Here is a 21,840-nt window from a genome sequence, read left to right as displayed (position 1 = left end):
CCCCGGCCGCAAAGCGCTGCTCAGGAAAGCGCGTGCGCCACGTTGAGCAGCTCGCGGGGCACGTGCTTGACCTTCCCGGCGACCTCGGAGAGCGGGACCAGCACGACGCTGTCGTCCCGGAGCGCGGTCATGACGTTCGTCTCGCCCCGCGTGATCGCGTCGACGGCAGCCACCCCGAACCGAGAGCCGAGGATGCGGTCGGTCGGCGTGGGGATGCCGCCGCGCTGGGTGTGCCCCAGGACCGTCAGGCGGGTGTCGAAGCCTGTGCGCGCAGCGATCTCCGCGGCCACGCGCTCGCCGATCGCGCCGGCCACGATCTCGCCGTACTTGCCCAGCTGGACCTCGTACTCCATGGAGCTGCCCGGGATCGCGTGCGCGCCCTCGGCGACGACGACGATCGAGAAGTTCGCGTGCGCACGGTGACGGTGCTTGAGGAACTTGGTGATCTTGTCCATGTCGAACGGCTCCTCGGGAGCAAGCACGATCTCGGCACCACCGGCGATCCCGGCGTTGACGGCGATCCAGCCAGCGTGCCGCCCCATGACCTCGACGACCATGACGCGGTTGTGGCTCTCCGCCGTGGTGTGGATGCGGTCGATCGCCTCGGTGGCGATGTTGACGGCCGTGTGGAAGCCGATCGAGAGGTCTGTGCCGAACACGTCATTGTCGATCGTCTTGGGGATCGCCACGATCTTCACGCCGGACTCCGCGACCTTGCTAGCCGCGTGCAGCGTCCCGTCACCACCGATGCAGATCAGCGCCTCGATGCGCTCCGCCTCCAGCGTCGCGAGGACGGCGTCCATCGATCCGTCGTTCGCGTTCGGGTGGAAGCGAGCCGTACCGAGCAGCGTGCCGCCGACGGGGAGCACGTTGCGGATGTGCTGACGCTCGAGCGGCATGACGTCGCCGTCGACCACGCCCTTCCAGCCGTTGCGGAAACCGATGATCGAGTGGCCGTACTCCCCCAGGCCCTGCTTCACGACCGCGCGGATCGCGGCGTTCAGGCCCGGGCAGTCTCCGCCGCCGGTCAGCAGTCCGATGCGCATGCTGTGATCTCCCTCGGCGCCCGACGGCGCGTGTGCATTCACGCCCGGAGGCGTCGTCCTCGGCCAGACTACCGACACCACTGTGACCCAGGTCAGCCCAAGGTCCCGCGTGGACACCCCTCGCCCCGGCGATCTACGGCGACACCCGCTGCGAGGATGGGACCATGACGACGCGAGCCGGCTACCAGGACGTTCCCGACGACGCCGCAGGACCGGCGAGCCGGTCGTGGTGGGACACCAACGCGAGCGAGTACCTCGCCGAGCACGGCGACTTCCTGGGCGAGGCGGACTTCTGCTGGTGCCCCGAGGGCCTGCGCGAGGGTGACGCGAGGATCCTCGGTGACGTGCGCGGCAGGCAGGTGCTCGAGATCGGCGCGGGCGCGGCCCAGTGCTCGGCCTGGCTGGCAGCGCGCGGGGCGCAGGCTGTGGCGACCGACCTCTCCGGCGGCATGCTGCGCGCGGCGGCCAGCACCGGCACCAGGCCCACGCTCGTGCAGGCGGACGCGCGGCAGCTCCCGTTCGCGGACGCCTCCTTCGACGTGGTGTTCACCTCGTACGGGGCCCTGCCCTTCGTGCCCGACGCCGCCGCCGTGCACGAGGAGGTCGCGCGCGTCCTGCGCCCCGGGGGGCGATGGGTGTTCTCAGTCACGCACCCGGTGCGCTGGGCCTTCCCCGACGACCCCGGGGCGGGCGGCCTGACGGTCAGCCGGTCGTACTTCGACCGAACTCCGTACGCCGAGCGCTCCGAGGACGGCCAGGTCAGCTACGTCGAGTACCACCGGACGCTCGGCGACCACGTGCGCGAGCTGCGCTCCGCCGGCCTCGTCCTCGAGGACCTCGTCGAGCCGGAGTGGCCGGCGGGGCACGACCGCACGTGGGGCGGCTGGTCCGCGCTGCGCGGCGCCCGGATCCCCGGGACGGCGATCTTCGTCGCCAGCCGCCCCGTCTGAGCCGTCCTGATCAGTGCCCGGCCTCGTGCCAGGTCGTGCCGACCCCGACCGAGACGTCGAGCGGCACCGACAGCGCGGCTGCCGCGCCCATCTGCGTGCGGACGAGCGCCTCGACGGCGTCCCGCTCCCCCGGCGCGACCTCGAGCACGAGCTCGTCATGGACCTGCAGCAGCAACCGTGACGCGAGCCCCTGGTCCCGCAGCTCCCGGTCGACCCCGAGCATCGCGACCTTGATGAGGTCGGCGGCCGAGCCCTGGATGGGCGCGTTGAGGGCCATCCGCTCGGCCATCTCGCGACGCTGCCGGTTGTCGCTCGTGAGGTCCGGCAGGTAGCGGCGTCGGCCCAGGATGGTCGCCGTGTAGCCGGTCGCCCGCGCCTCCTCCACCACGCCGGTGAGGTAGTCGCGCACCCCGCCGAAGCGGCGGAAGTAGTCCTCCATGAGCCCGGAGGCCTCGCCGACCTCGATGTTCAGCTGCTTCGACAGTCCGAAGGCCGACAGCCCGTAGGCCAGGCCGTAGCTCATCGCCTTGATCTTGGACCGCATCGCCGCGGTGACCTCGGTCGTGGGCACGCCGAACACCCGGGACCCGACGTAGCGGTGCAGGTCCTCGCCCGACCGGAAGGCCTCGATCAGCCCGGCGTCGCCGGACAGGTGCGCCATGATGCGCATCTCGATCTGGCTGTAGTCCGCGGTCAGGAGCGTCTCGTAGCCGTCTCCGACCGTGAACACCCGGCGGATCTGGCGCCCGGCCTCGGTGCGGATGGGGATGTTCTGGAGGTTCGGGTCCGCTGAGCTCAGCCGGCCGGTCGCCGCGATGGTCTGCTGGAACGTGGTCCGGATCCGTCCGTCGGCCCCGACCGCCTTGAGCAGCCCCTCGACCGTCTGCCGCAGCCGGGTCGCGTCACGGTGCGCGAGGAGGTGAGCGAGGAACGGGTGTTCCGTGCGCGTGAAGAGGTCTGACAGAGACGCCGCGTCGGTGGTGTAGCCCGTCTTGATCTTCTTCGTCTTGGGCATCTCCAGCTGGTCGAAGAGGACCTCCTGCAGCTGCTTGGGAGAGCCCAGGTTCACCTCGCGGCCGATCACCTCGTACGCCGCTGCCGCCGCCTGGGCGACGAGGTCGGCGAAGTGACGCTCCAGCTCGCGCAGCGAGTCCACGTCGATCGCGATGCCGCGGTGCTCCATCTCGGCCAGCACCCGGGTGAGGGGCAGCTCGAGGTCGCTCAGCAGACGGTCGGCGCCCCGGTCGGTGAGGTCCGCTCCGAGCGCCTCGGCCAGGTCGACCAGGACCGTGGCGTGCACGGCGAGCCGGCGGGCGGCGGAGTCGCCGCCGAGCTCCAGGTCGAGCGCGCCCTGGCCCGCGGCGTCGTCGGCCTCGAGGCGCAGCTCGCGGTGGAGGTGCCGGATGCTGAGGTCGGCCAGGTCGTAGCTGCGCTGGTCCGGGTGGCACAGGTAGGCGGCGAGCTCGGTGTCGAAGGTCACGCCGCTCAGGTCGAGCCCGCGCGAGCGCAGCGCGTGCCACGCACCCTTGGACCCGTGCACCACCTTCGGGGCGGTCGCGTCGGTGAGCCACGCAGCGAGGGCGCGCTCGTCCACGTCAGCCACGTCCGCGAGATCGACCACGACCGCTGCGCCGTCTGCGGCGAGGGCGACCTGCCAGGCGTCGGCACCCGCGGGCGTCGTGACTCCTGCGACCTGCAGCCCGACCGCCTGACCTCCGCGTGCCTCCAACCACGCTCCGAGCGCACCCTCCTCGAGGTCCACGAGCGTGACCTCGGCGGCGTCGGCGTCGACCGCCCCCGCCTCGTCCTCGCTTGGCACCATGGCGAACAGCCGCTCGCGCAGCGTGCGGAACTGCAGGGCGTCGAAGACCCGGTGCATCGCCTCCCGGTCCCACGGCTGCGCCGCGAGGTCCCCCGGCGCGATGGGCAGCTCCACGTCGGTGAGCAGGTGGTTGAGCTCCCGGTTGAGCCGGACCTGCTCGAGGTGCGCCCGCAGCGACTCCCCGGCCTTGCCCTTGATCTCCTCCGCGTGTTCGAGCACACCCGACAACGACCCGTACTGGTTGATCCACTTGGCGGCCGTCTTGGGACCGACCCCGGGGACACCCGGGATGTTGTCACTCGTCTCTCCCACCAGGGCGGCGAGGTCCGGGTACTGGTGCGGCGCTACCCCGTACTTGGTCTGGACGGCCTCGGGTGTCATGCGCGCGAGCTCGGACACGCCCTTGACCGGGTACAGCACGGTGACGTTCTCGTTGACGAACTGCAGGGAGTCACGGTCCCCCGAGCAGACGAGCACCTGCATGCCCGCCGCGTCGGCCTGGGACGAGAGCGTCGCGAGGATGTCGTCCGCCTCGAAGTTGTCCTTCTCCAGGAAGGGCACGTTCATCGCCTCGAGCACCTCCATGATCAGAGGCACCTGACCCTTGAAGGGCTCCGGCGTGGCGTCGCGGGTGCCCTTGTAGCTGGGGAAGCGTTCGGTGCGGAACGTGGTGCTGCCGGCGTCGAACGCGACCGCCAGGTGCGTCGGTTGCTCGGTCTTGATGAGGTTCGCGAGCATCGAGACGAAGCCGTGCACCGCGTTGGTGCTCTGGCCGCTCGAGGTCGTGAACTTGTCGACAGGCAGGGCGAAGTACGCCCGGAACGCCATCGAGTGGCCGTCGATCAGAAGGAGCCGAGGTCGCGCGTTGTCACTCACACCTGACAACCTAGCGCCCATGACCGACACGCACTCTCCGTCGCCCGCGGGCACGCCGACCGCCGACCTGTCCGCTCTCGCCGCGATCGCTCGCGGCACGCTCGTCGAGCGGCTCGGCATCGAGATCACGCACTGGTCCGCGGAGCGCACCGTCGCGACGATGCCGGTGCTGGGCAACACGCAACCCGCCGGACTGCTGCACGGGGGGGCCTCCGCGGCGCTCGCCGAGACCGCCGCCTCCTACGCAGCGATCGCGCACGCGGGGACGGACCGCGGCGTCGTCGGGCTCGACCTGAACGCCACGCACCACCGTGCCGTCCGCGAGGGCGTGGTCACCGCAGAGGCGCGCGCAATCCACCTCGGCCGCACGTTGGCGTCCTACGACATCGAGATCACGGACGAGGCCGGCCGGCGCGTGTGCACGGCCCGGCTGACGTGCATGATCCTCGACGACAAGCGCGCCTGACGCCAGGGACCGCTCAGACCAGGCGCTTGAGCGGGGCGGCGTCGGACGGCGCCTCTTCCAGCGACGCGACGCCGCGCGCGGCGAGCCGTCCCCGCAGCTCCCGGAGATCCACCGGGCCGGACTGCGTCTCGATGCGCGCCTTGCGGCGTCGCGCGATCAGGTCCTCCAGGCCGCGGGGGCCGCGCCGACCGACGGTCGACTCGGCGCCGAGCTTGCGCAGGAGCTGCGTCGTGGACACCACCCGGTGGGCCGCGGCGGGCGCGAAGCCCATCCGCGCGAGGAAGCGCTGGACGGCACGCGAGCCCGGGATGGGCACGGAGTAGACCTCGTCGGCGCCAGCCTCGACCGCCGTCTGCGCTGCCGCGGTGAGCAACGCGTGCCCGACGCCGCGGCGACGCGAGGTCTCGTCGACGTAGATGCCCTCGATGTACAGCACGGGCTCGTCGTTGTAGACGTTGGACTCGACGATCCGGGCGAGCATGAAGCCGACCACGGTCGAGTCGTCGGAAGCGACGTAGATGCGACCGCCCGGGACCGAGAGCAGCACGCCGAGCTGCCGCTGCAGCTTGCTCGTGTCCGACTGGCAGATCTGTGACGGCGTCGCGGTCTCGTCGCGGGCGACGAGACACAGCCGGGCGACCTCGGGGAGGTCGGCAGCCGACGCGTGGCGAACCTCAACTGACGCGCGCACTCAAGGACCTCCCACACTCGTCGTGCTCAGCGGTCGCCGCAGAACACCGCCCCCTGCGGATAAGAACACTGCCCGATACCACGTCATCGAGGTGCTGAACAGGCGCACTCAACATACCGATGCCGATCCGTGACCACAAGGTGCCACCACCCCTGGCCGAGAGATGACGTCAGCCCTTGCCGACCTGGTCGATGACGGCGTCCGCGACCTCGCGCATGGTGAGGCGGCGGTCCATCGACGTCTTCTGGATCCAGCGGAAGGACTCCGGCTCGCTCAGGCCCATCTTGGTCATGAGCAGGCCCTTCGCCCGGTCCACCCGCTTGCGGGTCTCGAAGCGCTCGGTGAGGTCAGCGACCTCCGCCGACAGCGCGGAGATCTCCGAGTACCGCGAGATGGCGATCTCGACGGCCGGCAGCAGGTCCGCTGGGCTGAACGGCTTGATGACGTAGGCCATCGCTCCCGCGTCGCGGGCGCGCTCGACCAGCTCGGTCTGGGAGAACGCCGTGAGCAGGACGACCGGCGCTGCGTGCGCCTTGGCGATCCGCTCGGCCGCCGAGATGCCGTCGAGCTCGGGCATCTTCACGTCCATAACGACGACGTCGGGTCGGTGCTCGAGCGCGAGCGCGACCGCGGTCTCCCCGTCGCCCGCCTCGCCGACGACGTCGAACCCGGCCTCGCGCAACGTCTCGACGACGTCCATGCGGATCAGCGCCTCGTCCTCGACGACGATCGCCGTCCGCTGGCGCGGTGCGGCGTTGTCGGTGGGAGTCGGCTCCTCCTCCGGCACCGTCATCGGCGGCAGGTCGAGCTCGATCTTGGCGCGGGCGTCCTCGGCATTCTCAGTCACACCATGCATCCTACTTCCCTGCGCACGCACGCAGGGAACCGTGCGCGTGCACGAGGTCCGCCACCCGGTCCGGCTGGAGCGTCGCACCGCGCCCGTGTGGTTCGATAGGACCTGCACAGGCCCCGGTAGCCCAACCGGCAGAGGCGTTCGGCTCAAACCCGATCCAGTGTGGGTTCGAATCCCACCCGGGGCACCGTGCGGCACGGACAGGAGACCCATCGTCCGGTGCCGTCCGCTCACCGCTTCGCCTCAGACGAACTTCCGCACCTCGAGCGCCAGCGCCAGCGTCAGCCGGGTGCGCGGCTCGCGGAGGTCTACCCCGAGCAGCTCGGACATCCGGGCCATCCGGTGCTTCATGGTGTTGTCGTGGATGTACAGGCGTCGCGCCGCCTCGGCGCCGTTGCCGAGGGCGAGGAACGCCTCGAGCGTCTCGCACATGTCACCGGCGTGGATCTCGTCGTGGGCCCGGAGCGCACCGATCGCCTCGTCCGCAAACGTGCGGAGGTCCGCCATCGGGACGGCAAGGAGCAGGCGTTCACCCGGAGATCACCGCGTTCGGCGGGTGGCGCGAGTACCGCGCCGCCGCGGGCGCGAACCCCGCGTTGCGGGCTCGTCACGACTGCCTCCCCGGGCTCGGTGTCCAGGGAGGCAGCCGTCCGTCACCTGGTCGTTCCGCGCCGTCCACCCCGCACGGGGTCGTAGGAGAACAGATCACCTGGTTCGCACTCCAGCTCGCGGCAGATCGCCGCGAGCGTAGAGAAGCGCACCGCCCGTGCGCGGTCGTTCTTCAAGATCGACAGGTTCGCGAGAGTCAGGTCGACGCGTCGCGCCAGCTCCGTGAGGGTCATTCCCCTCGCGTCGAGCAGCGCATCGAGATGGCACCTGATGCCCGCGCTGTCGTCGGCACTCACACCGTGCCGTCCAGGTCACGATTCATCTCGATCCCGGTCTGCCAGACCTCCGCAAGGATGGCGATCAGCACACCGGCGACGAGCGGGACCAACGAGACATAGCCCCGGAGGTGCACGATCTCGGCCGCGCCCGACGTCCCGAGGAGCCAGTTCGGCACCAACGCGCCCACGAGCGACACGAGACTCCCCCCGCCGCCGACGAGCAGCGCGAGAGCCCGCAGCCGCACGGCGTTGCTCGCGGTGAACGGGCTCCCGACGCGCACCGAGCGCACGAGCCTCAGGACCACGATCAAGGACACTGCTGTCAGGATCGGCAGGGCGGCCTGCCACGCGACCCATGCCCAGCGCTCGGGCAACGACGGGTTCATGTAGCTCACACGGCCGGTGAACGGGCCGAAGATCTCCAGTCCACCCCCGCCCGTCGCGGCATCGCGGGTCCCGTCGCTCGTGTTCACGGTGACAGGGGCGTGAGTGACATCCACTCCGGCGTCGTCGTCGAAGGTCGCCTCGACCGCCATCGGGTAGGCGCTCGAACCGACGAACGGCCAGCTCGGCTCGAACTGAGCTACCCCCAGACCGTTCGGTCCGACGACATGCGCGAGACCGGTCGCCGCACTCGCCACGATCCCGGCTCCGATGAGGACCTCCGCGCAACGCAGTGCGAATACCCGTCGTTGATTGCGGAGGCGGAGTCTCGTCATGATGCTCTCCTTATCGAAATACGATGTTATCGAAGAACAATAACCATGACAGCCTCCAGTTGCTAGATGCCCGCGGCACCAGTGCACTGAGGGGATGACTGTTCGTGATCGCGGTCGCCTCCGTCACCCCCTGACGGTGCTCGAACGCCCTCGCGTCGTGATGGCCCTCAAGGCGTCGGTCGCGGCGATGGCCGCCTGGCTGATCGCGCTCCGGCTACCCACCGCCACCGACCAGTACGCGTTCTACGCGCCGTTCGGCGCGATCGCGACGATGTACCCCGCGGTGGCACGCTCGGCGTCGCAGTCGGTGCGCGCCGTGGTCGCGATCAGTCTGGGTGCCGCGACCGGACTCGGCGTGGAGCTGCTGCTCGGCAACGGGGTGCTGGCACTCGGGCTCGTCGTCGGGGTGGGGATGCTCCTCGCCGGGCTGCCGTGGCTGGGCGAGAACCGCAGCTACGTGCCGATCGTCGCGCTCTTCGTCGTCCTGCTGGGCCAGGGGGACGAGGTCGGGTACGCGGGTGCCTACGCCGGCCTGTTCCTCCTCGGCGCCGTCGTCGGCGTCCTCGTCAACGCGGCCGTCCCCGCCTTTCCGGTGCAGCGGGCGGACCACGCCTTGGATCGCCTGCGTGAGGTCGTCGCCGATCATCTTGCGGACGCGGCGGAGCAGATCCGCGACGGGCGCGACCTCGACACCGCCGACGCTCACGCCCCGGGGGGCGAGACGCTCGCCCGCGCGACCGATCGCGCTCGGCGGGCGATCGACGACCTCACCGAGGCGGCTCAGGCGAATCCGCGGGCGCGCCTGCGGCCCGACGCCGCGCCCACGCGGCGAGCGACCTTTCGCGCGCTCGAGCGCACCGTGCTCCTGGTCGACGACCTCTACGCCCTCGCCGACGACCAGCCATGGGGCGCGCGTGCCGGCGCGGTCGCTCCACAGATGCGCGGGCCCCTCGCCGACGCGCTCGCGCAGCTCGGGCAGGCGGTGCTCGTCGTCGGGCCGCTCGACGACAAGCCCGGACCCAGGGCCGACGTCGAAGCCGCGATGCACGCGCTCGCCGCCGCGCTCGAGGAGCACGAGCAGGCCGCAGGACCCGATCCCGAGGGGCTCGTCGTCGCCACCGTCCTGACGACGTTGCGGCGCACCCTCGCCGCGCTCACGCCCACTGACCGCATCGCGCTCGCGCGCGACGTGGCCCCGGGGCCAGCCCGCACGGAGGAGCCATGACCCCATCGGATCCTGCCGCGGGCACGGTCCGCGGCAGGCACGAGACCAAGGACGAGCGCTCGGACCGCAACTGGGGTGAGCTGCTGCAAGAGCTGCGCGTGACCCAGACGGGCGCGCAGATCCTCACCGGCTTCCTGCTGACCGTGCCGTTCCAGTCGCGCTTCACCGAGCTCGACGACGTCCAGGTGACCGCGTACCTCGTGCTCGTCTGCCTGAGCGTCCTGGCCACCGGATTCCTGATCGCCCCGGTCAGCCTGCACCGCGCCGTGTTCGGGCGCCGCGTGAAGGCCGAGCTGGTGTCGCAGGCCGACCATCTCGCGCGGGCCGGGATCGCCACCCTGGGCCTCGCCCTCGTCGGGACGCTCTTCCTGCTCTTCGACGTCGTCGGGACACGCTCGGCCGCGATCACCGCCGGCCTGGTGGGTGCCGGCGCGCTGGTCGTCCTCTGGCTCGTCGTGCCGCTCGCGCTGCGTCGGCGGGCCGGCGAGCCTCACCCGTCGAGCTCGGGGGCCCAGGCTCAGGGGCCAGAACGGCGCTGAGGGCGCCACCGACGTGTGGTCGGTGGCGCCCTCAGGGGGACGGTACGAGATCAGGCGATGCGGCCGCCGGCCTCGTCACCGATCTTGTGCACGGTGATCGAGTTCGTCGAGCCGACGACGCCGACCGGGGCGCCGGCGACGACGACGACGTAGTCGCCGTTCTCCCCCAGGCCCTTCTCGCGCAGCGTCTTGTCCACGAGGTGCACCATGGCGTCCGTGTCCTTCACCGGGGCCACGAGCTCGGCCTGGACGCCCCAGCTCAGCGCGAGCACGTTGCGGACCGACTCGTCCGGCGTGAAGGCGATGAGCGGGATGCCCGAGCGAAGACGCGACATGCGCCGCGCGGAGTCGCCCGACTGCGTGAAGGTCGCGAGGTACTTGACCCCGAGCGTCTCGCCGATCTCCGCAGCGGCGCGCGTGATGGCACCACCGCGGGTGTGCGGCGTGGAGCCGAGGGGCGCGATGCGCTCCCGACCGAGCTCCTCGGTGACCTCGATGATCCGCGCCATGGTCCGCACGGCCTCGATCGGATACTCGCCGACGCTGGTCTCGCCCGAGAGCATGACAGCGTCCGCACCGTCGAGGACGGCGTTGGCGCAGTCAGAGGCCTCAGCGCGCGTCGGACGCGGCGCGGAGATCATCGACTCGAGCACCTGCGTCGCCACGATGACGGGCTTGGCGGCGCGGCGAGCGAGCTCGACGGCGCGCTTCTGGACCAGCGGCACCTGCTCGAGCGGGAGCTCGACGCCGAGGTCGCCACGAGCGACCATGATGCCGTCGAACGCGTCGACGATCTCGACGAGGTTGTCGACCGCCTGCGGCTTCTCGACCTTGGCGATGACCGGAAGGATCCGGCCCTCCTCCTCCATGATGCGACGGACGTCGGCGTAGTCGGCCGCGCTCCGCACGAACGACAGGGCGATGATGTCCGCGCCCAGCTGGATCGCCCAGCGCAGGTCGGTCTCGTCCTTGTCGGACATCGCTGGCACGGAGACCGCGACGCCCGGGAGGTTGAGGCCCTTGTTGTTCGACACCGGACCGCCGACCTCGACACGGGTGACGACGCGGGGACCGTCGACGGCGGTGATGCGCACGAGGACGCGTCCGTCGTCGATGAGGATCGGGTCGCCGACGCGCGCGTCGTTGGGGAGGCCCTTGTGGGTGGTGGAGCACAGCTCCTTGGTGCCCACGACGTCCTCGGTGGTGATCGTGAAGACGTCACCCTCGTTCAGCCAGTACTTCTCGTCCCGCTCGAACCGCCCGAGGCGGATCTTGGGGCCCTGCAGGTCCACCAGCACGGCGACCGGACGGCCGGCGGCCTTCGCGGCGGCGCGGACGTTGTGGTAAACCGCCTCGTGCTCGTCGGGAGCTCCGTGGCTCCGGTTGATACGAGCAACGTCCATCCCGGCGTCCACCAGGTTCTGAAGCTGCTCGGGCGACGCCGTCGCCGGTCCGATGGTGCATACGATCTTTGCTCTGCGCATATCTCCAGCCTAGTTCACGACGTGCAGTGGCTCATTAGGACGATGGTCGGAGTGGTCCGTCCCTCGCGACGGCTATGGCCGTCCGTGCTCGCGCGGGGCACGGCCGCGCCGTTCTCAGGGTCGCAGTGCGATGGTGCTCGCCGCGACGGCGACGGGCAGCTCGGAGGTGCCCTGCAGGTACGCGTCCACGGCGGCGGCCGCGGACCGACCCTCCGCGATGGCCCACACGATCAGCGACTGCCCCCGCCCAGCGTCACCGGCGACGAAGACCCCGTCGACCGAGCTCGCGAAGTCGTCGGCCCGCGCCACGAGCCCACGCCCGGTGACGTCCGCGCCCATCTGCCCGGACAGGTGCTCGACCTCCGCTCCGGTGAAGCCCATCGCGATCAGGACGAGGTCGGCCGGGATCTCCCGCTCGGTTCCGGGCGCCGGCACGCGGCGCCCGTCCGGCTGGTACTCGGTCGTCGCCACGACCAGGCTCCGGACGTTGCCGTCGGCGTCGGCCCGGAACTCGACCGTCGAGGCGAGGAACTCACGCTCACCGCCCTCGGCGTGCGAGGTCGAGACCTCGAACAGGTGCGGCTCGGTGGGCCACGGCGCGTTCTCCGGCCGCTCGAGGGGCGGCGTCAGGCCGATCGCCAGGGTCGTGACCGAGGCGGCACCCTGACGGAGCGCGGTGCCGAGGCAGTCCGAACCGGTGTCGCCGCCGCCGATGATCACGACGTGCTTGCCCGTGGCGGAGATCGGGTCCTCCACCGGCTTGCCGGCCACCGCACGGTTGCCCTGGTGCAGGTACTCCATCGCGTAGTGGATGCCGGTGAGGTCGCGCCCGGGGATCGGGAGATCGCGTGGCACCGTGGCGCCCGTCGCGATCACGACCGCGTCGTAGCGTGCCCGCAGGTCCGTCCACGTGAGGTCGGGCGCGCCGACCTCGACGCCGGTGCGGAAGCGGGTGCCCTCGGCACGCATCTGGTCCAGGCGCCGGTCGATGTGGTGCTTCTCCAGCTTGAAGTCCGGCACGCCGTACCGCAGCAGGCCGCCGGGCTCGTCGTCGCGCTCGAACACGACCACCGTGTGCCCGGCGCGCGTCAGCTGCTGGGCGGCGGCCAGGCCGGCAGGACCGGAGCCGACGACGGCGACCGTCTGCCCGGTGAGGCGCTGCGGCACGATCGGCGTGACCAGACCACGGTCGAACGCCTCGTCGATGATCGAGACCTCGACGCTCTTGATGGTCACCGCGGGCTGGTTGATGCCCAGGACGCACGACGACTCGCACGGCGCGGGGCAGATCCTGCCCGTGAACTCGGGGAAGTTGTTGGTCGCGTGCAGCCGCTCGATCGCCTCGGCGTACTGCCCCCGCCACACCAGGTCGTTCCACTCGGGGATCAGGTTCCCCAGCGGGCAGCCGTTGTGGCAGAACGGGATGCCGCAGTCCATGCAGCGTCCGGCCTGTCGGCGCAGCATCTGCTGGTCGTCCGGGTGCTGCGCGCGGTACTCGTGCACCTCGCGCCAGTCCATGAGCCGGATCGGCACCGGACGGTCGGTAGGGAGCTCGCGGTCACGAGCCTTCAGGAATCCGCGTGGGTCAGCCACGAGCCGCCTCCAAGATCTGGTCCCAGCCACCGGGTGCGCTGGCGTCGACGCCGTCCGCCTGCGCCTGTGCGAGCACGGCACGCATGCGTGAGTAGCCCGTGGGGACGATGCGGGACAGCCGGTCCCGAGCGCCTTCGAGGTCGCTCAGGAGCTCGGCTGCGAGTGCCGACTGGGTCTCGGCCACATGACGCTCGAGGAGCGTGCGCACGAGGGCGAGGTCCTCGTCGTCGACCGGTGCCACGTCAAGCTCTCCCGCCGCGATCGCGGCCGAGTTCAGGCGCGACCTGTCGAGGTCGAGGACGTACGCGCTGCCGCCGGACATCCCGGCGCCGAAGTTCCGGCCCGTGCGGCCGAGCACCAGCACCGTGCCGCCCGTCATGTACTCGCAGGCGTGGTCGCCCACACCCTCGACGACGAGCGTGGCACCCGAGTTGCGGACCGCGAAGCGCTCGCCCACAGCCCCGCGCAGGAACACCTCGCCCGAGGTCGCGCCGTAGCCGATGACGTTGCCCGCGATGACGTTCGCGGGTCCGGACAGGACCGAGGCGCGGTCGGGGCGCACGACGATCCGACCGCCCGACAGCCCCTTGCCGACGTAGTCGTTCGCGTCGCCGAACAAGCGGAGCGTCACGCCGCGCGGCAGGAATGCGCCGAGCGACTGTCCGGCCGACCCCGTCAGCGTCACGTCGATCGTGTCGTCCGGGAGGCCCGCGGCCGCGTACCGGCGCGTGACCTCGTGACCGAGCATCGTGCCGATAGTCCGGTTGACGTTCCGCACCGAGAACGACAGCTGCACGGGCTCCCCGCGCTCCAGCGCCGGCTCGGCCTGGGCGATGAGCTGGTTGTCCAGGGCCCGGTCGAGGCCGTGGTCCTGACGCTCGGTGCACCGCAGCGACGATCCGGGCAGCGGCTGCGGGCGGACGAGCACGGGGCGCAGGTCGAGCCCGGAGGCCTTCCAGTGGTCGACGGCACGGCGGGCATCGAGCGCCTGCACCTGGCCGATCGCCTCGTCGAGGGTGCGGAACCCGAGCGACGCCAGGTACTCACGCACCTCCTGGGCGATGAACTCGAAGAACGTGATCACGAACTCGGGCTTGCCGGAGAACCGCGCACGCAGCTCGGGGTTCTGGGTCGCGACGCCCACCGGGCACGTGTCGAGATGACAGACGCGCATCATGATGCAGCCGGAGACGACCATCGGAGCCGTGGCGAAGCCGAACTCCTCGGCCCCGAGCAGCGCCGCCACGACGACGTCGCGACCCGTCTTCAGCTGGCCGTCGACCTGCACGACGATCCGGTCGCGCAGGTTGTTCAGCACGAGGGTCTGCTGGGTCTCGGCCAGACCGAGCTCCCACGGCGTCCCGGCGTGCTTGAGCGACGTCAGCGGGCTCGCGCCCGTGCCGCCGTCGTGCCCCGAGATGAGGACGACGTCCGCGTGCGCCTTGGACACACCGGTCGCCACGGTGCCGACGCCGAACTCCGACACCAGCTTGACGTGCACCCGTGCCGACGGGTTCGCGTTCTTGCAGTCGTGGACGAGCTGCGCGAGGTCCTCGATCGAGTAGATGTCGTGGTGCGGCGGCGGGGAGATGAGCCCGACGCCGGGAGTGGAGTGCCGCGTCTTGGCGACCCACGGGTAGACCTTGGGTCCGGGCAGCTGACCGCCCTCGCCGGGCTTGGCGCCCTGGGCCAGCTTGATCTGGATGTCGTCCGCGAAGGTCAGGTACTCGGAGGTCACCCCGAACCGGCCGGAGGCGACCTGCTTGACCTTGGAGCGCCGCAGCGGGTCGTGCAGACGGTCCGAGTCCTCCCCGCCCTCGCCGGTGTTCGAACGCCCGCCCAGGGTGTTCATGGCGATCGCGAGCGTCTCGTGGGCCTCGGCCGAGATCGACCCGTACGACATGGCTCCGGTGTTGAACCGCTTGACGATGTCAGCGACGGACTCGACCTCGTCGAGCGGCACGGGCTCCCGGTCGGGGGCGAAGGTCAGCAGCCCGCGGAGCGTCATGAGGCGCTCGGACTGGTCGTCCACGCGTCGCGTGTACTGCCGGAAGATGTCCAGCTGCCGCGTGCGCGTCGAGTGCTGGAGACGGAACACCGTCTCGGGGTCGAACAGGTGCTCCTCGCCCATACGCCGCCACTGGTACTCGCCGCCCACGGCGAGACCCTCGTGAGGCAGCTTGTTGCCGGAGGCCGGGTAGGCCTCGGCGTGGCGGGCAGCGACCTCGGCCGCGATGACGTCGATGCCGACGCCCCCGAGCCGGGTCGTGGTCCCCGAGAAGTACTTCTCGACCACCTGGTGCGAGAGCCCGAGGGCCTCGAACGTCTGTGCGCCGCGGTACGACGCGATCGTCGAGATGCCCATCTTGCTCATCACCTTGAGCACGCCCTTGCCGAGCGCCTTGATGACGTTGGCGACGGCGGCCTCGGGTGCGGCCTCGATGAAGCCCTGGTGGGCGAGCTGCTCGACCGTCTCCATGGCGAGGTACGGGTTCACGGCTGCGGCGCCGTAGCCGATCAGCAGCGCGACGTGGTGGACCTCGCGCACGTCCCCCGCCTCGACGACGAGCGAGACCTGGGTCCGGGTGCGCCGGCGCAGCAGGTGATGGTGCACGGCGCTCGACAGCAGCAGCGACGGGATCGCCGCCATGTGGGCGTTCGCGTCACGGTCCGACAGCACGATGAAGTTCGCGCCGCTCGCGATCGCGTCGTCCACCTGGTCGAAGATCTCCTCGAGGCGCGCCTCGAGCGCGGCTCCCCCGCCCTCGACGCGGTAGAGACCGCGCACGCGCTCGGCGCGGAAGATCCCGGCGAGCCCCGGGTCGCGGGCGATGTGCACGATCTTGGCCAGCTGGTCGTTGTCGATGACCGGGAAGGGCAGGATCAGCTTGCGCGCATGCTCCGGCACCTCCGCGAGCAGGTTCGGCTCAGGGCCGATCGCCCCGCCGATCGAGGTGACCAGCTCCTCGCGGATGGCGTCCAGCGGCGGGTTGGTCACCTGGGCGAACATCTGCGCGAAGTAGTCGAACAGCAGTCGCGGTCGCTTGGACAGGACGGCGATCGGGGTGTCCGAACCCATCGCACCGAGCGGCTCGGCTCCGGTGGCACCCATGGGCGTGAGCAGGAGGCTGACCTCCTCGCTGGTGAAGCCGAAGGCACGCTGACGGCGGTGCACGGACGCCGGGCTGTGCGCGATGTGCTCACGCTCGGGAAGCTGGTCGAGGTAGACCTCGTTCTCCTGCACCCACTGCGCGTACGGACGCTGGGCGGCGATCTGCGCCTTGACCTCGTCGTCCTCGATGATCCGGCCCTGGCCGGTGTCCACGAGGAACATGCGGCCCGGCTCGAGCCTGCCCTTGCGGACGATCGTCGCGGGGTCGAGGTCCAGGACGCCGGCTTCGCTGGCGAGGACGACGAGGCCGTCCTCGGTGACCCAGAACCGACCGGGGCGCAGCCCGTTGCGGTCGAGCACCGCGCCGATCAGGGTGCCGTCGGTGAAGTTCAGGTTCGCCGGGCCGTCCCACGGCTCGATGAGGTTCGCGTGATAGTCGTAGAACGCCCGACGCGCGGGGTCCATGGACTCCGCGTTCTCCCAGGCCTCGGGGATCATCATCATCACCGCGTGCGGCAACGAGCGTCCGCCGAGGTGCAGCAGCTCGAGGACCTCGTCGAAGCTCGCCGAGTCGCTCGAGCCCGCCGTGTTCACCGGCAGCAGCGGCGCGAGGTCGCCCAGCCGGTCGCTGGCGAGCATGCCCTCGCGCGCGGCCATCCAGTTGCGGTTGCCGCGCACCGTGTTGATCTCGCCGTTGTGGGCGATCATCCGGAACGGCTGCGCGAGCGGCCAGGAGGGGAAGGTGTTCGTGGAGAAGCGTGAGTGCACGAGGGCGAGCTCGGAGGCGTACCGCGGGTCGGAGAGGTCCGGGAAGAACGGCTCGAGCTGCGCCGTGGTGAGCATCCCCTTGTACGTGAGGGTCCGCGCGGAGAGCGACGCGAAGAACACCCCGAGCTCGTGCTCGGCGCGCTTGCGCACGCGGTACGTCCGCCGGTCGAGCTCCAGGCCGCTCAGCTGGCGCTCCGGGTCCGCGAGGACGAGCTGGCGGAAGGTCGGCATCGACGCGCGCGCCGTGGGGCCGACGAGGTCGGCCGTGACGGGGACGTCGCGCCACGCGAGCACCTCGAGGCGCTCGGAGACCGCGATCTCGTTGACGCCGTGCATCGCCTTCGCGGCGTCGTCGGAGTCCTGCGGGAGGAACGCGGTCCCGATCGCGTAGAAGCCGGCGGGGGGAAGCTCGGCGGGGACGACGTCGCGCAGGAAGGCGTCGGGGATCTGGGTGAGGATCCCGGCGCCGTCGCCGCTGCTCTCCTCGGCTCCGACCGCGCCGCGGTGGTCGAGGTTGAGCAACGCCGTGAGCGCGGCGTCGACGATGTCGCGCCCCGGTGTGCCGCGCAGCGTCGCGACGAACGCGACACCACAGGCGTCGTGCTCAGCCGAGGGGTCATAGAGACCTGTCGCTGCGGGGGGCACGGCGCGGCCAGGGGTCGTGGCGTGGTTCAGCGACATGGTCATGCACACCGTCCTTACGGACGCCCGGCGGGTGCCGGACTATTTCGACAATGAGCTTCGGGACGCCGTTGACCCTGGCGTGGTCATCCTACGCGCCCGTCAACGGTGGACATTCACCGCTCTACATCTGAGACGAAGGTCCCTGAACAGGGTCGGCCTCCGTGCGCTCGGGCTCGTGGTCGGACTCGGCCGTCGCGGCGTCGCCCGACGAGGCCGCTGCGCGCTCCGGATCCAGGTAGACGGTCGCCTCGCGTGGTGCGCCTCGTCGCGTGGCGACCACGAACGCGATGATGGCACCGACGCCCAGCAGGATCGACGTCCAGACGTTGAGCCGGAGGCCGAGCACCAGCTCGGCGGGGTCGACCCGGAGCATCTCGATCCAGACCCGGCCCGCGGTGTACAGCGCGACGTAGAGGAAGAACACCCGTCCGCCACCCAGGCGGTACCGACGGTCGAGCCAGATGATCAAGGCGGCCGCGGCAAGGTTCCAGACGAGCTCGTACAGGAACGTCGGGTGGAACAGCACCCCGACCTCCTGTCCAGCGCTGATCGCCGCCGCCGGGTCGACCTCGAGGCCCCACGGCAGCGTCGTCGGCCCGCCGAAGAGCTCCTGGTTGAACCAGTTGCCGAGGCGGCCGATGGCCTGGGCGACGAGCAGCCCGGGCGCGACGGCGTCGGCGAACGACGAGAACCGCACGCCCTCGCGTCGGCAGCCGATGTACGCGCCCACGGCGCCGAGCGCGACCGCACCCCAGATCCCGAGCCCGCCCTGCCAGATGTAGAGCGCGCGGATGGGTTCACCGCCCTCGCCCCAGTAGGCGTCGGGCGAGGAGAACACGTGGTAGATCCGCCCACCGACGATCCCGAACGGCACGGCCCAGTAGGTGATCGTGATGACTTCCTCGGGGTCGCCTCCCCGAGCGGCCCACCGCTTGCTGGTCAGCCAGGCTGCGGCGACGATGCCCGCGATGATCGCGAGGGCGTAGGCGCGCAGCGGCACCGGACCGAGGTGCCAGACGCCCTCCGACGGGCTGGGGATCGACGCAGCGAGGGCGGCGATCACGCGGGCGCTCCTGAGGTACGCGCAGAGGCGACACCGCCGGCGAGCGAGGAGACGACGCGAGACATGGCCTCGACGCGCTCGGAGAACGGACCGTCACCGAGGAGCGGGCGCACGAACGCCGATCCCACGATGACGCCGTCGGCGTAGCTGCCGACCTCCGCAGCCTGCTCGGCACGAGACACCCCCAGGCCGACGCACACGCGCTCGGCGCCGGCGGCCCTGGTGCGGGCGACGAGCGCCTGGGCGTCCCCGCCCACCGTGGCGCGCTCCCCCGTGACCCCCATCGTCGAGGCCGCGTACACGAAGCCGCGCGAGGCGGCGGCCGTCGACCGGAGGCGCTCTGGCGTCGACGACGGCGCCACGAGGAAGACCTTGTCCAGGTCCCGAGCGTCAGCGGCCGCGGTCCACTCGGCAGCCTCGTCAGGGATGAGGTCGGGCGTGATGATCCCCGCGCCGCCCGCAGCGGCGAGGTCGCGTGCGAACGCGTCCACGCCGTAGCGCAGCACCGGGTTGTAGTAGGACATGACCAGCACGGGCGCGCCCAGGTCGGCGACGGCCTCGATCACCGTGAACACGTCCTTGACCCGCACGCCGTTACCGAGCGCGACGTCGACGGCCTGTTGGATGGTCGAGCCGTCCATCACGGGGTCCGAGTACGGCACCCCCAGCTCGACGACGTCGGCGCCCGCCTCGATCATCGCGCGCACGGCGTCGATCGACCCGGAGACGGTCGGGAAGCCGACCGGCAGGTACCCCACCAGCGCGGCGCGCCCCTCGGCTCGCACAGCGTCCAGCCTCGCAGCGGTGATGCTCATGCGTCTCCTCCCTCGGTGCCCAGGGCCTCGGCGTCGACCAGGTCGAACCACCGTGCCGCGGTGCCCACGTCCTTGTCCCCGCGACCTGAGAGGTTCACGAGGATGATCTCGTCGGTCCGGCCCGCTGCGGCCGCGGCACGGCCGAGGCGCATGGCCCCGGCCAGCGCGTGCGCGGACTCGATCGCCGGGATGATGCCCTCCGTGCGCGCGAGGAGCCGCAGCGCCTCCATCGCCTCGGCGTCGGTGACGGGCTCGTACTCCGCGCGCCCGATCGACGCCAGGAACGCGTGCTGCGGGCCGACGCCGGGATAGTCCAGGCCCGCAGAGATCGAGTGGCTCTCCTTGGTCTGGCCGTCCGCGTCCTGCAGCAGGAACGACCGCGCACCGTGCAGCACGCCGGGCGCACCACCGGTGATGCTCGACGCGTGGCGGCCGGTCTCGACGCCGTCGCCGCCGGCCTCGAGGCCGACCAGACGCACGGACTCGTCGTCCAGGAAGGCGTCGAAGATGCCGATCGCGTTGGACCCGCCGCCGACGCACGCCGCGACGACGTCGGGCAGGCGACCGGTGAGGTCGAGGACCTGCTGACGCGCCTCGACGCCGATGATCCGCTGGAAGTCGCGCACCATCGCCGGGAACGGGTGGGGTCCGGCGGCCGTGCCGAAGATGTAGTTGGTGGACTCGACGTTGGTCACCCAGTCCCGCATGGCCTCGTTGATCGCGTCCTTGAGCGTGCGCGAGCCCGCCGTGACGGGGACGACCTCGGCACCGAGTAGGCGCATGCGCGCCACGTTCAGCGCCTGCCGCTCGGTGTCCTCCTCACCCATGTACACGACGCACTCGAGGTCGAACAGCGCGGCCGCCGTGGCGGTGGCGACGCCGTGCTGGCCGGCACCCGTCTCCGCGATGACGCGCTTCTTGCCGATCCGCTTGGTGACGAGCGCCTGACCGAGGACGTTGTTGATCTTGTGCGAGCCGGTGTGGTTGAGGTCCTCCCGCTTGAGCAGCACGCGGACGCCGCCGGCGTGCTCGGCGAACCGGGGGACCTCGGTGAGGATGCTCGGGCGTCCCGAGTAGGTCGCGTGCAGGTGCGCGAGCTCCGCCGCGAAGGCCGGGTCCTGCTTCGCGGCCTCGTAGGCCGCCGAGAGGTCGTCGAGCGCGGCCACGAGAGCCTCGGGCACCCAGCGGCCGCCGAACTCGCCGAAGTAGGGACCGGCCAGGTTCTGCAAGGACTCGGGCACGTGCTGCCTCTTCTCTCGTGGCGGTGGGGCCGCCGTCGTTCGTCGATGCCCGGCCCGTGGCTCGGGCGAGGGCGGGAGGTGCTGGGTCAGGAGCGCACGGCGCGCAGCGAGGGATGCGCACCAGCGGCCACGAGAGCGGCCACCGAGGAGCGCGGGTCGGTGTCGGTCACGAGCGCCTCCCCGACGAGCACCGCGTCCGCGCCGGAGCGGGCGTAGTCCATCACGTCGTGCGGGCCGCGCACGCCGGACTCGGCGATCCGGACGATGCCGGTCGGGATCGCCGGCGCGAGCCGCGCGAACGTCGTCCGGTCGATCTCGAGCGTCTTGAGGTTGCGGGCGTTGACGCCGATGACGCGGGCGCCGGCGTCGACGGCGCGGGTGACCTCGTCGAGCGTGTGCACCTCGACGAGCGCCGTCATGCCGAGGGAGTGGACGCGCTCCACGAGCGACTCCAGGACGGTCTGCTCGAGCGCCGCGACGATCAGCAGGACGAGGTCGGCGCCGTGGGCGCGCGCCTCCCACACCTGGTACGGCGTGACGATGAAGTCCTTGCGCAGGACCGGGACGTCGACGCGGGCGCGGACGGCGTCGAGGTCCGCGAGGCTGCCGCCGAAGCGACGCTGCTCGGTGAGCACGCTGATCGCGCACGCTCCCCCGGCCTCGTACTCGGCTGCGTGGGTGGCGGGGTCGTCGATCTGCGCGAGCGCACCCTTGCTCGGGCTCGAACGCTTGACCTCGGCGATGATCGAGACTGCGTCAGCGTCGTGCAGACGCTGCAGGCAGTCGATCGCCCCGGGCAGCCGGGCCGCCCGCTCCTTGAGGTCGTCCAACGACGTGGTGGCCTGGCGTTCGGCGAGGTCGAGCCGCACCCCGGCGACGATTCCCTCCAGGACTGACTGCTCCGACTGCGACATGATCGTGCCCCTTCCCCTCGCGGTCACTGCGGCCATCGTAGGCCCGGCCCGCAGGTGCTCCGGGTCACGTCCGCCCTGCGGTCGCCCGGCCC

General features: G+C 71.2%; 18 protein-coding genes and 1 tRNA gene. 5 read left to right on the top strand and 14 right to left on the bottom strand.

The window, feature by feature from the left end; translation table 11 throughout:
• Positions 1 to 20 precede the first annotated feature (20 nt).
• Positions 21 to 1,046: a 6-phosphofructokinase gene (locus tag BMZ30_RS05610; RefSeq protein ID WP_093376031.1), complete on the bottom strand. Its 1,026-nt coding sequence runs from the start codon at positions 1,044 to 1,046 to the stop codon at positions 21 to 23.
• Between the two features lie 164 nt (positions 1,047 to 1,210).
• Between BMZ30_RS05610 and BMZ30_RS05605 the strand changes: the two genes are divergently transcribed.
• Positions 1,211 to 1,996, top strand: coding sequence for a class I SAM-dependent methyltransferase (locus tag BMZ30_RS05605; protein WP_093376029.1), 786 nt, complete (start codon positions 1,211 to 1,213; stop codon positions 1,994 to 1,996).
• A 10-nt stretch (positions 1,997 to 2,006) separates the two neighbouring features.
• Here BMZ30_RS05605 and polA read toward each other — a convergent pair whose 3' ends face one another.
• Complete coding sequence (gene polA / locus BMZ30_RS05600) at positions 2,007 to 4,715, bottom strand: DNA polymerase I (RefSeq protein WP_093376027.1); 2,709 nt, start codon at positions 4,713 to 4,715, stop codon at positions 2,007 to 2,009.
• Between polA and BMZ30_RS05595 the strand changes: the two genes are divergently transcribed.
• The gene (locus BMZ30_RS05595) at positions 4,714 to 5,160 is read left to right on the top strand and encodes a hotdog fold thioesterase (RefSeq protein ID WP_093376025.1); all 447 of its coding nucleotides are present in this window, start codon (positions 4,714 to 4,716) and stop codon (positions 5,158 to 5,160) included. The genes polA and BMZ30_RS05595 overlap by 2 nt on opposite strands.
• Before the next feature lie 13 nt (positions 5,161 to 5,173).
• Here BMZ30_RS05595 and BMZ30_RS05590 read toward each other — a convergent pair whose 3' ends face one another.
• The gene (locus tag BMZ30_RS05590; protein WP_093376022.1) at positions 5,174 to 5,851 is read right to left on the bottom strand and encodes a GNAT family N-acetyltransferase; all 678 of its coding nucleotides are present in this window, start codon (positions 5,849 to 5,851) and stop codon (positions 5,174 to 5,176) included.
• Between the two features lie 169 nt (positions 5,852 to 6,020).
• Positions 6,021 to 6,707 (bottom strand): ANTAR domain-containing response regulator, encoded by a 687-nt coding sequence (locus BMZ30_RS05585; protein ID WP_093376020.1) that lies wholly within the window; start codon positions 6,705 to 6,707, stop codon positions 6,021 to 6,023.
• A gap of 110 nt (positions 6,708 to 6,817) precedes the next feature.
• On the opposite strand from BMZ30_RS05585, the gene BMZ30_RS05580 reads away from it, so the two are divergent.
• Positions 6,818 to 6,891 (top strand) — tRNA-Leu (locus BMZ30_RS05580).
• A 56-nt stretch (positions 6,892 to 6,947) separates the two neighbouring features.
• On the opposite strand, the gene BMZ30_RS05575 is transcribed toward BMZ30_RS05580, so the two are convergent.
• From BMZ30_RS05575 to BMZ30_RS05565, 3 genes are all read right to left on the bottom strand, one after another.
• A complete protein-coding gene (locus BMZ30_RS05575; RefSeq protein ID WP_093376018.1) occupies positions 6,948 to 7,211 on the bottom strand; it encodes a PucR family transcriptional regulator in 264 nt (87 codons plus the stop codon).
• A gap of 146 nt (positions 7,212 to 7,357) precedes the next feature.
• Positions 7,358 to 7,609: a helix-turn-helix domain-containing protein gene (locus BMZ30_RS05570; protein ID WP_093376016.1), complete on the bottom strand. Its 252-nt coding sequence runs from the start codon at positions 7,607 to 7,609 to the stop codon at positions 7,358 to 7,360.
• A complete protein-coding gene (locus BMZ30_RS05565; RefSeq protein ID WP_093376014.1) occupies positions 7,606 to 8,310 on the bottom strand; it encodes a DUF2975 domain-containing protein in 705 nt (234 codons plus the stop codon). The genes BMZ30_RS05570 and BMZ30_RS05565 overlap by 4 nt, the downstream gene beginning before the upstream one ends.
• Positions 8,311 to 8,446: 136 nt before the next feature.
• Between BMZ30_RS05565 and BMZ30_RS05560 the strand changes: the two genes are divergently transcribed.
• A complete protein-coding gene (locus BMZ30_RS05560; protein ID WP_143073135.1) occupies positions 8,447 to 9,535 on the top strand; it encodes an FUSC family protein in 1,089 nt (362 codons plus the stop codon).
• Positions 9,532 to 10,074, top strand: a complete 543-nt coding sequence (locus BMZ30_RS05555) for a DUF6328 family protein (protein ID WP_093376010.1) — start codon at positions 9,532 to 9,534, stop codon at positions 10,072 to 10,074. Before BMZ30_RS05560 ends, BMZ30_RS05555 begins: the two co-directional genes overlap by 4 nt.
• Before the next feature lie 50 nt (positions 10,075 to 10,124).
• Here BMZ30_RS05555 and pyk read toward each other — a convergent pair whose 3' ends face one another.
• From pyk to trpC, 7 genes are all read right to left on the bottom strand, one after another.
• Positions 10,125 to 11,558, bottom strand: coding sequence for a pyruvate kinase (pyk, locus tag BMZ30_RS05550; RefSeq protein ID WP_093376008.1), 1,434 nt, complete (start codon positions 11,556 to 11,558; stop codon positions 10,125 to 10,127).
• A 114-nt stretch (positions 11,559 to 11,672) separates the two neighbouring features.
• Positions 11,673 to 13,151, bottom strand: coding sequence for a glutamate synthase subunit beta (locus BMZ30_RS05545; protein WP_093376006.1), 1,479 nt, complete (start codon positions 13,149 to 13,151; stop codon positions 11,673 to 11,675).
• Positions 13,144 to 17,718, bottom strand: a complete 4,575-nt coding sequence (gltB, locus tag BMZ30_RS05540; RefSeq protein WP_219810195.1) for a glutamate synthase large subunit — start codon at positions 17,716 to 17,718, stop codon at positions 13,144 to 13,146. The genes BMZ30_RS05545 and gltB overlap by 8 nt, the downstream gene beginning before the upstream one ends.
• 118 nt (positions 17,719 to 17,836) lie before the next feature.
• On the bottom strand, positions 17,837 to 18,775 hold the full coding sequence (gene lgt, locus BMZ30_RS05535; RefSeq protein ID WP_093377293.1) for a prolipoprotein diacylglyceryl transferase: 939 nt from the start codon (positions 18,773 to 18,775) through the stop codon (positions 17,837 to 17,839).
• On the bottom strand, positions 18,775 to 19,593 hold the full coding sequence (trpA, locus tag BMZ30_RS05530) for a tryptophan synthase subunit alpha (protein ID WP_093376003.1): 819 nt from the start codon (positions 19,591 to 19,593) through the stop codon (positions 18,775 to 18,777). The genes lgt and trpA overlap by 1 nt, the downstream gene beginning before the upstream one ends.
• Positions 19,590 to 20,834, bottom strand: coding sequence for a tryptophan synthase subunit beta (trpB, locus tag BMZ30_RS05525; RefSeq protein ID WP_093376001.1), 1,245 nt, complete (start codon positions 20,832 to 20,834; stop codon positions 19,590 to 19,592). Before trpB ends, trpA begins: the two co-directional genes overlap by 4 nt.
• 86 nt (positions 20,835 to 20,920) lie before the next feature.
• Positions 20,921 to 21,748, bottom strand: coding sequence for an indole-3-glycerol phosphate synthase TrpC (gene trpC / locus BMZ30_RS05520; protein WP_093375999.1), 828 nt, complete (start codon positions 21,746 to 21,748; stop codon positions 20,921 to 20,923).
• Positions 21,749 to 21,840 lie beyond the last annotated feature (92 nt).

This window comes from Flavimobilis marinus (genome assembly GCF_900113055.1).
GTDB lineage: Bacteria > Actinomycetota > Actinomycetes > Actinomycetales > Cellulomonadaceae > Flavimobilis > Flavimobilis marinus.
Note: the sequence above shows the minus strand (reverse complement) of the source record. Positions and strands in the feature narration are given on the sequence as shown.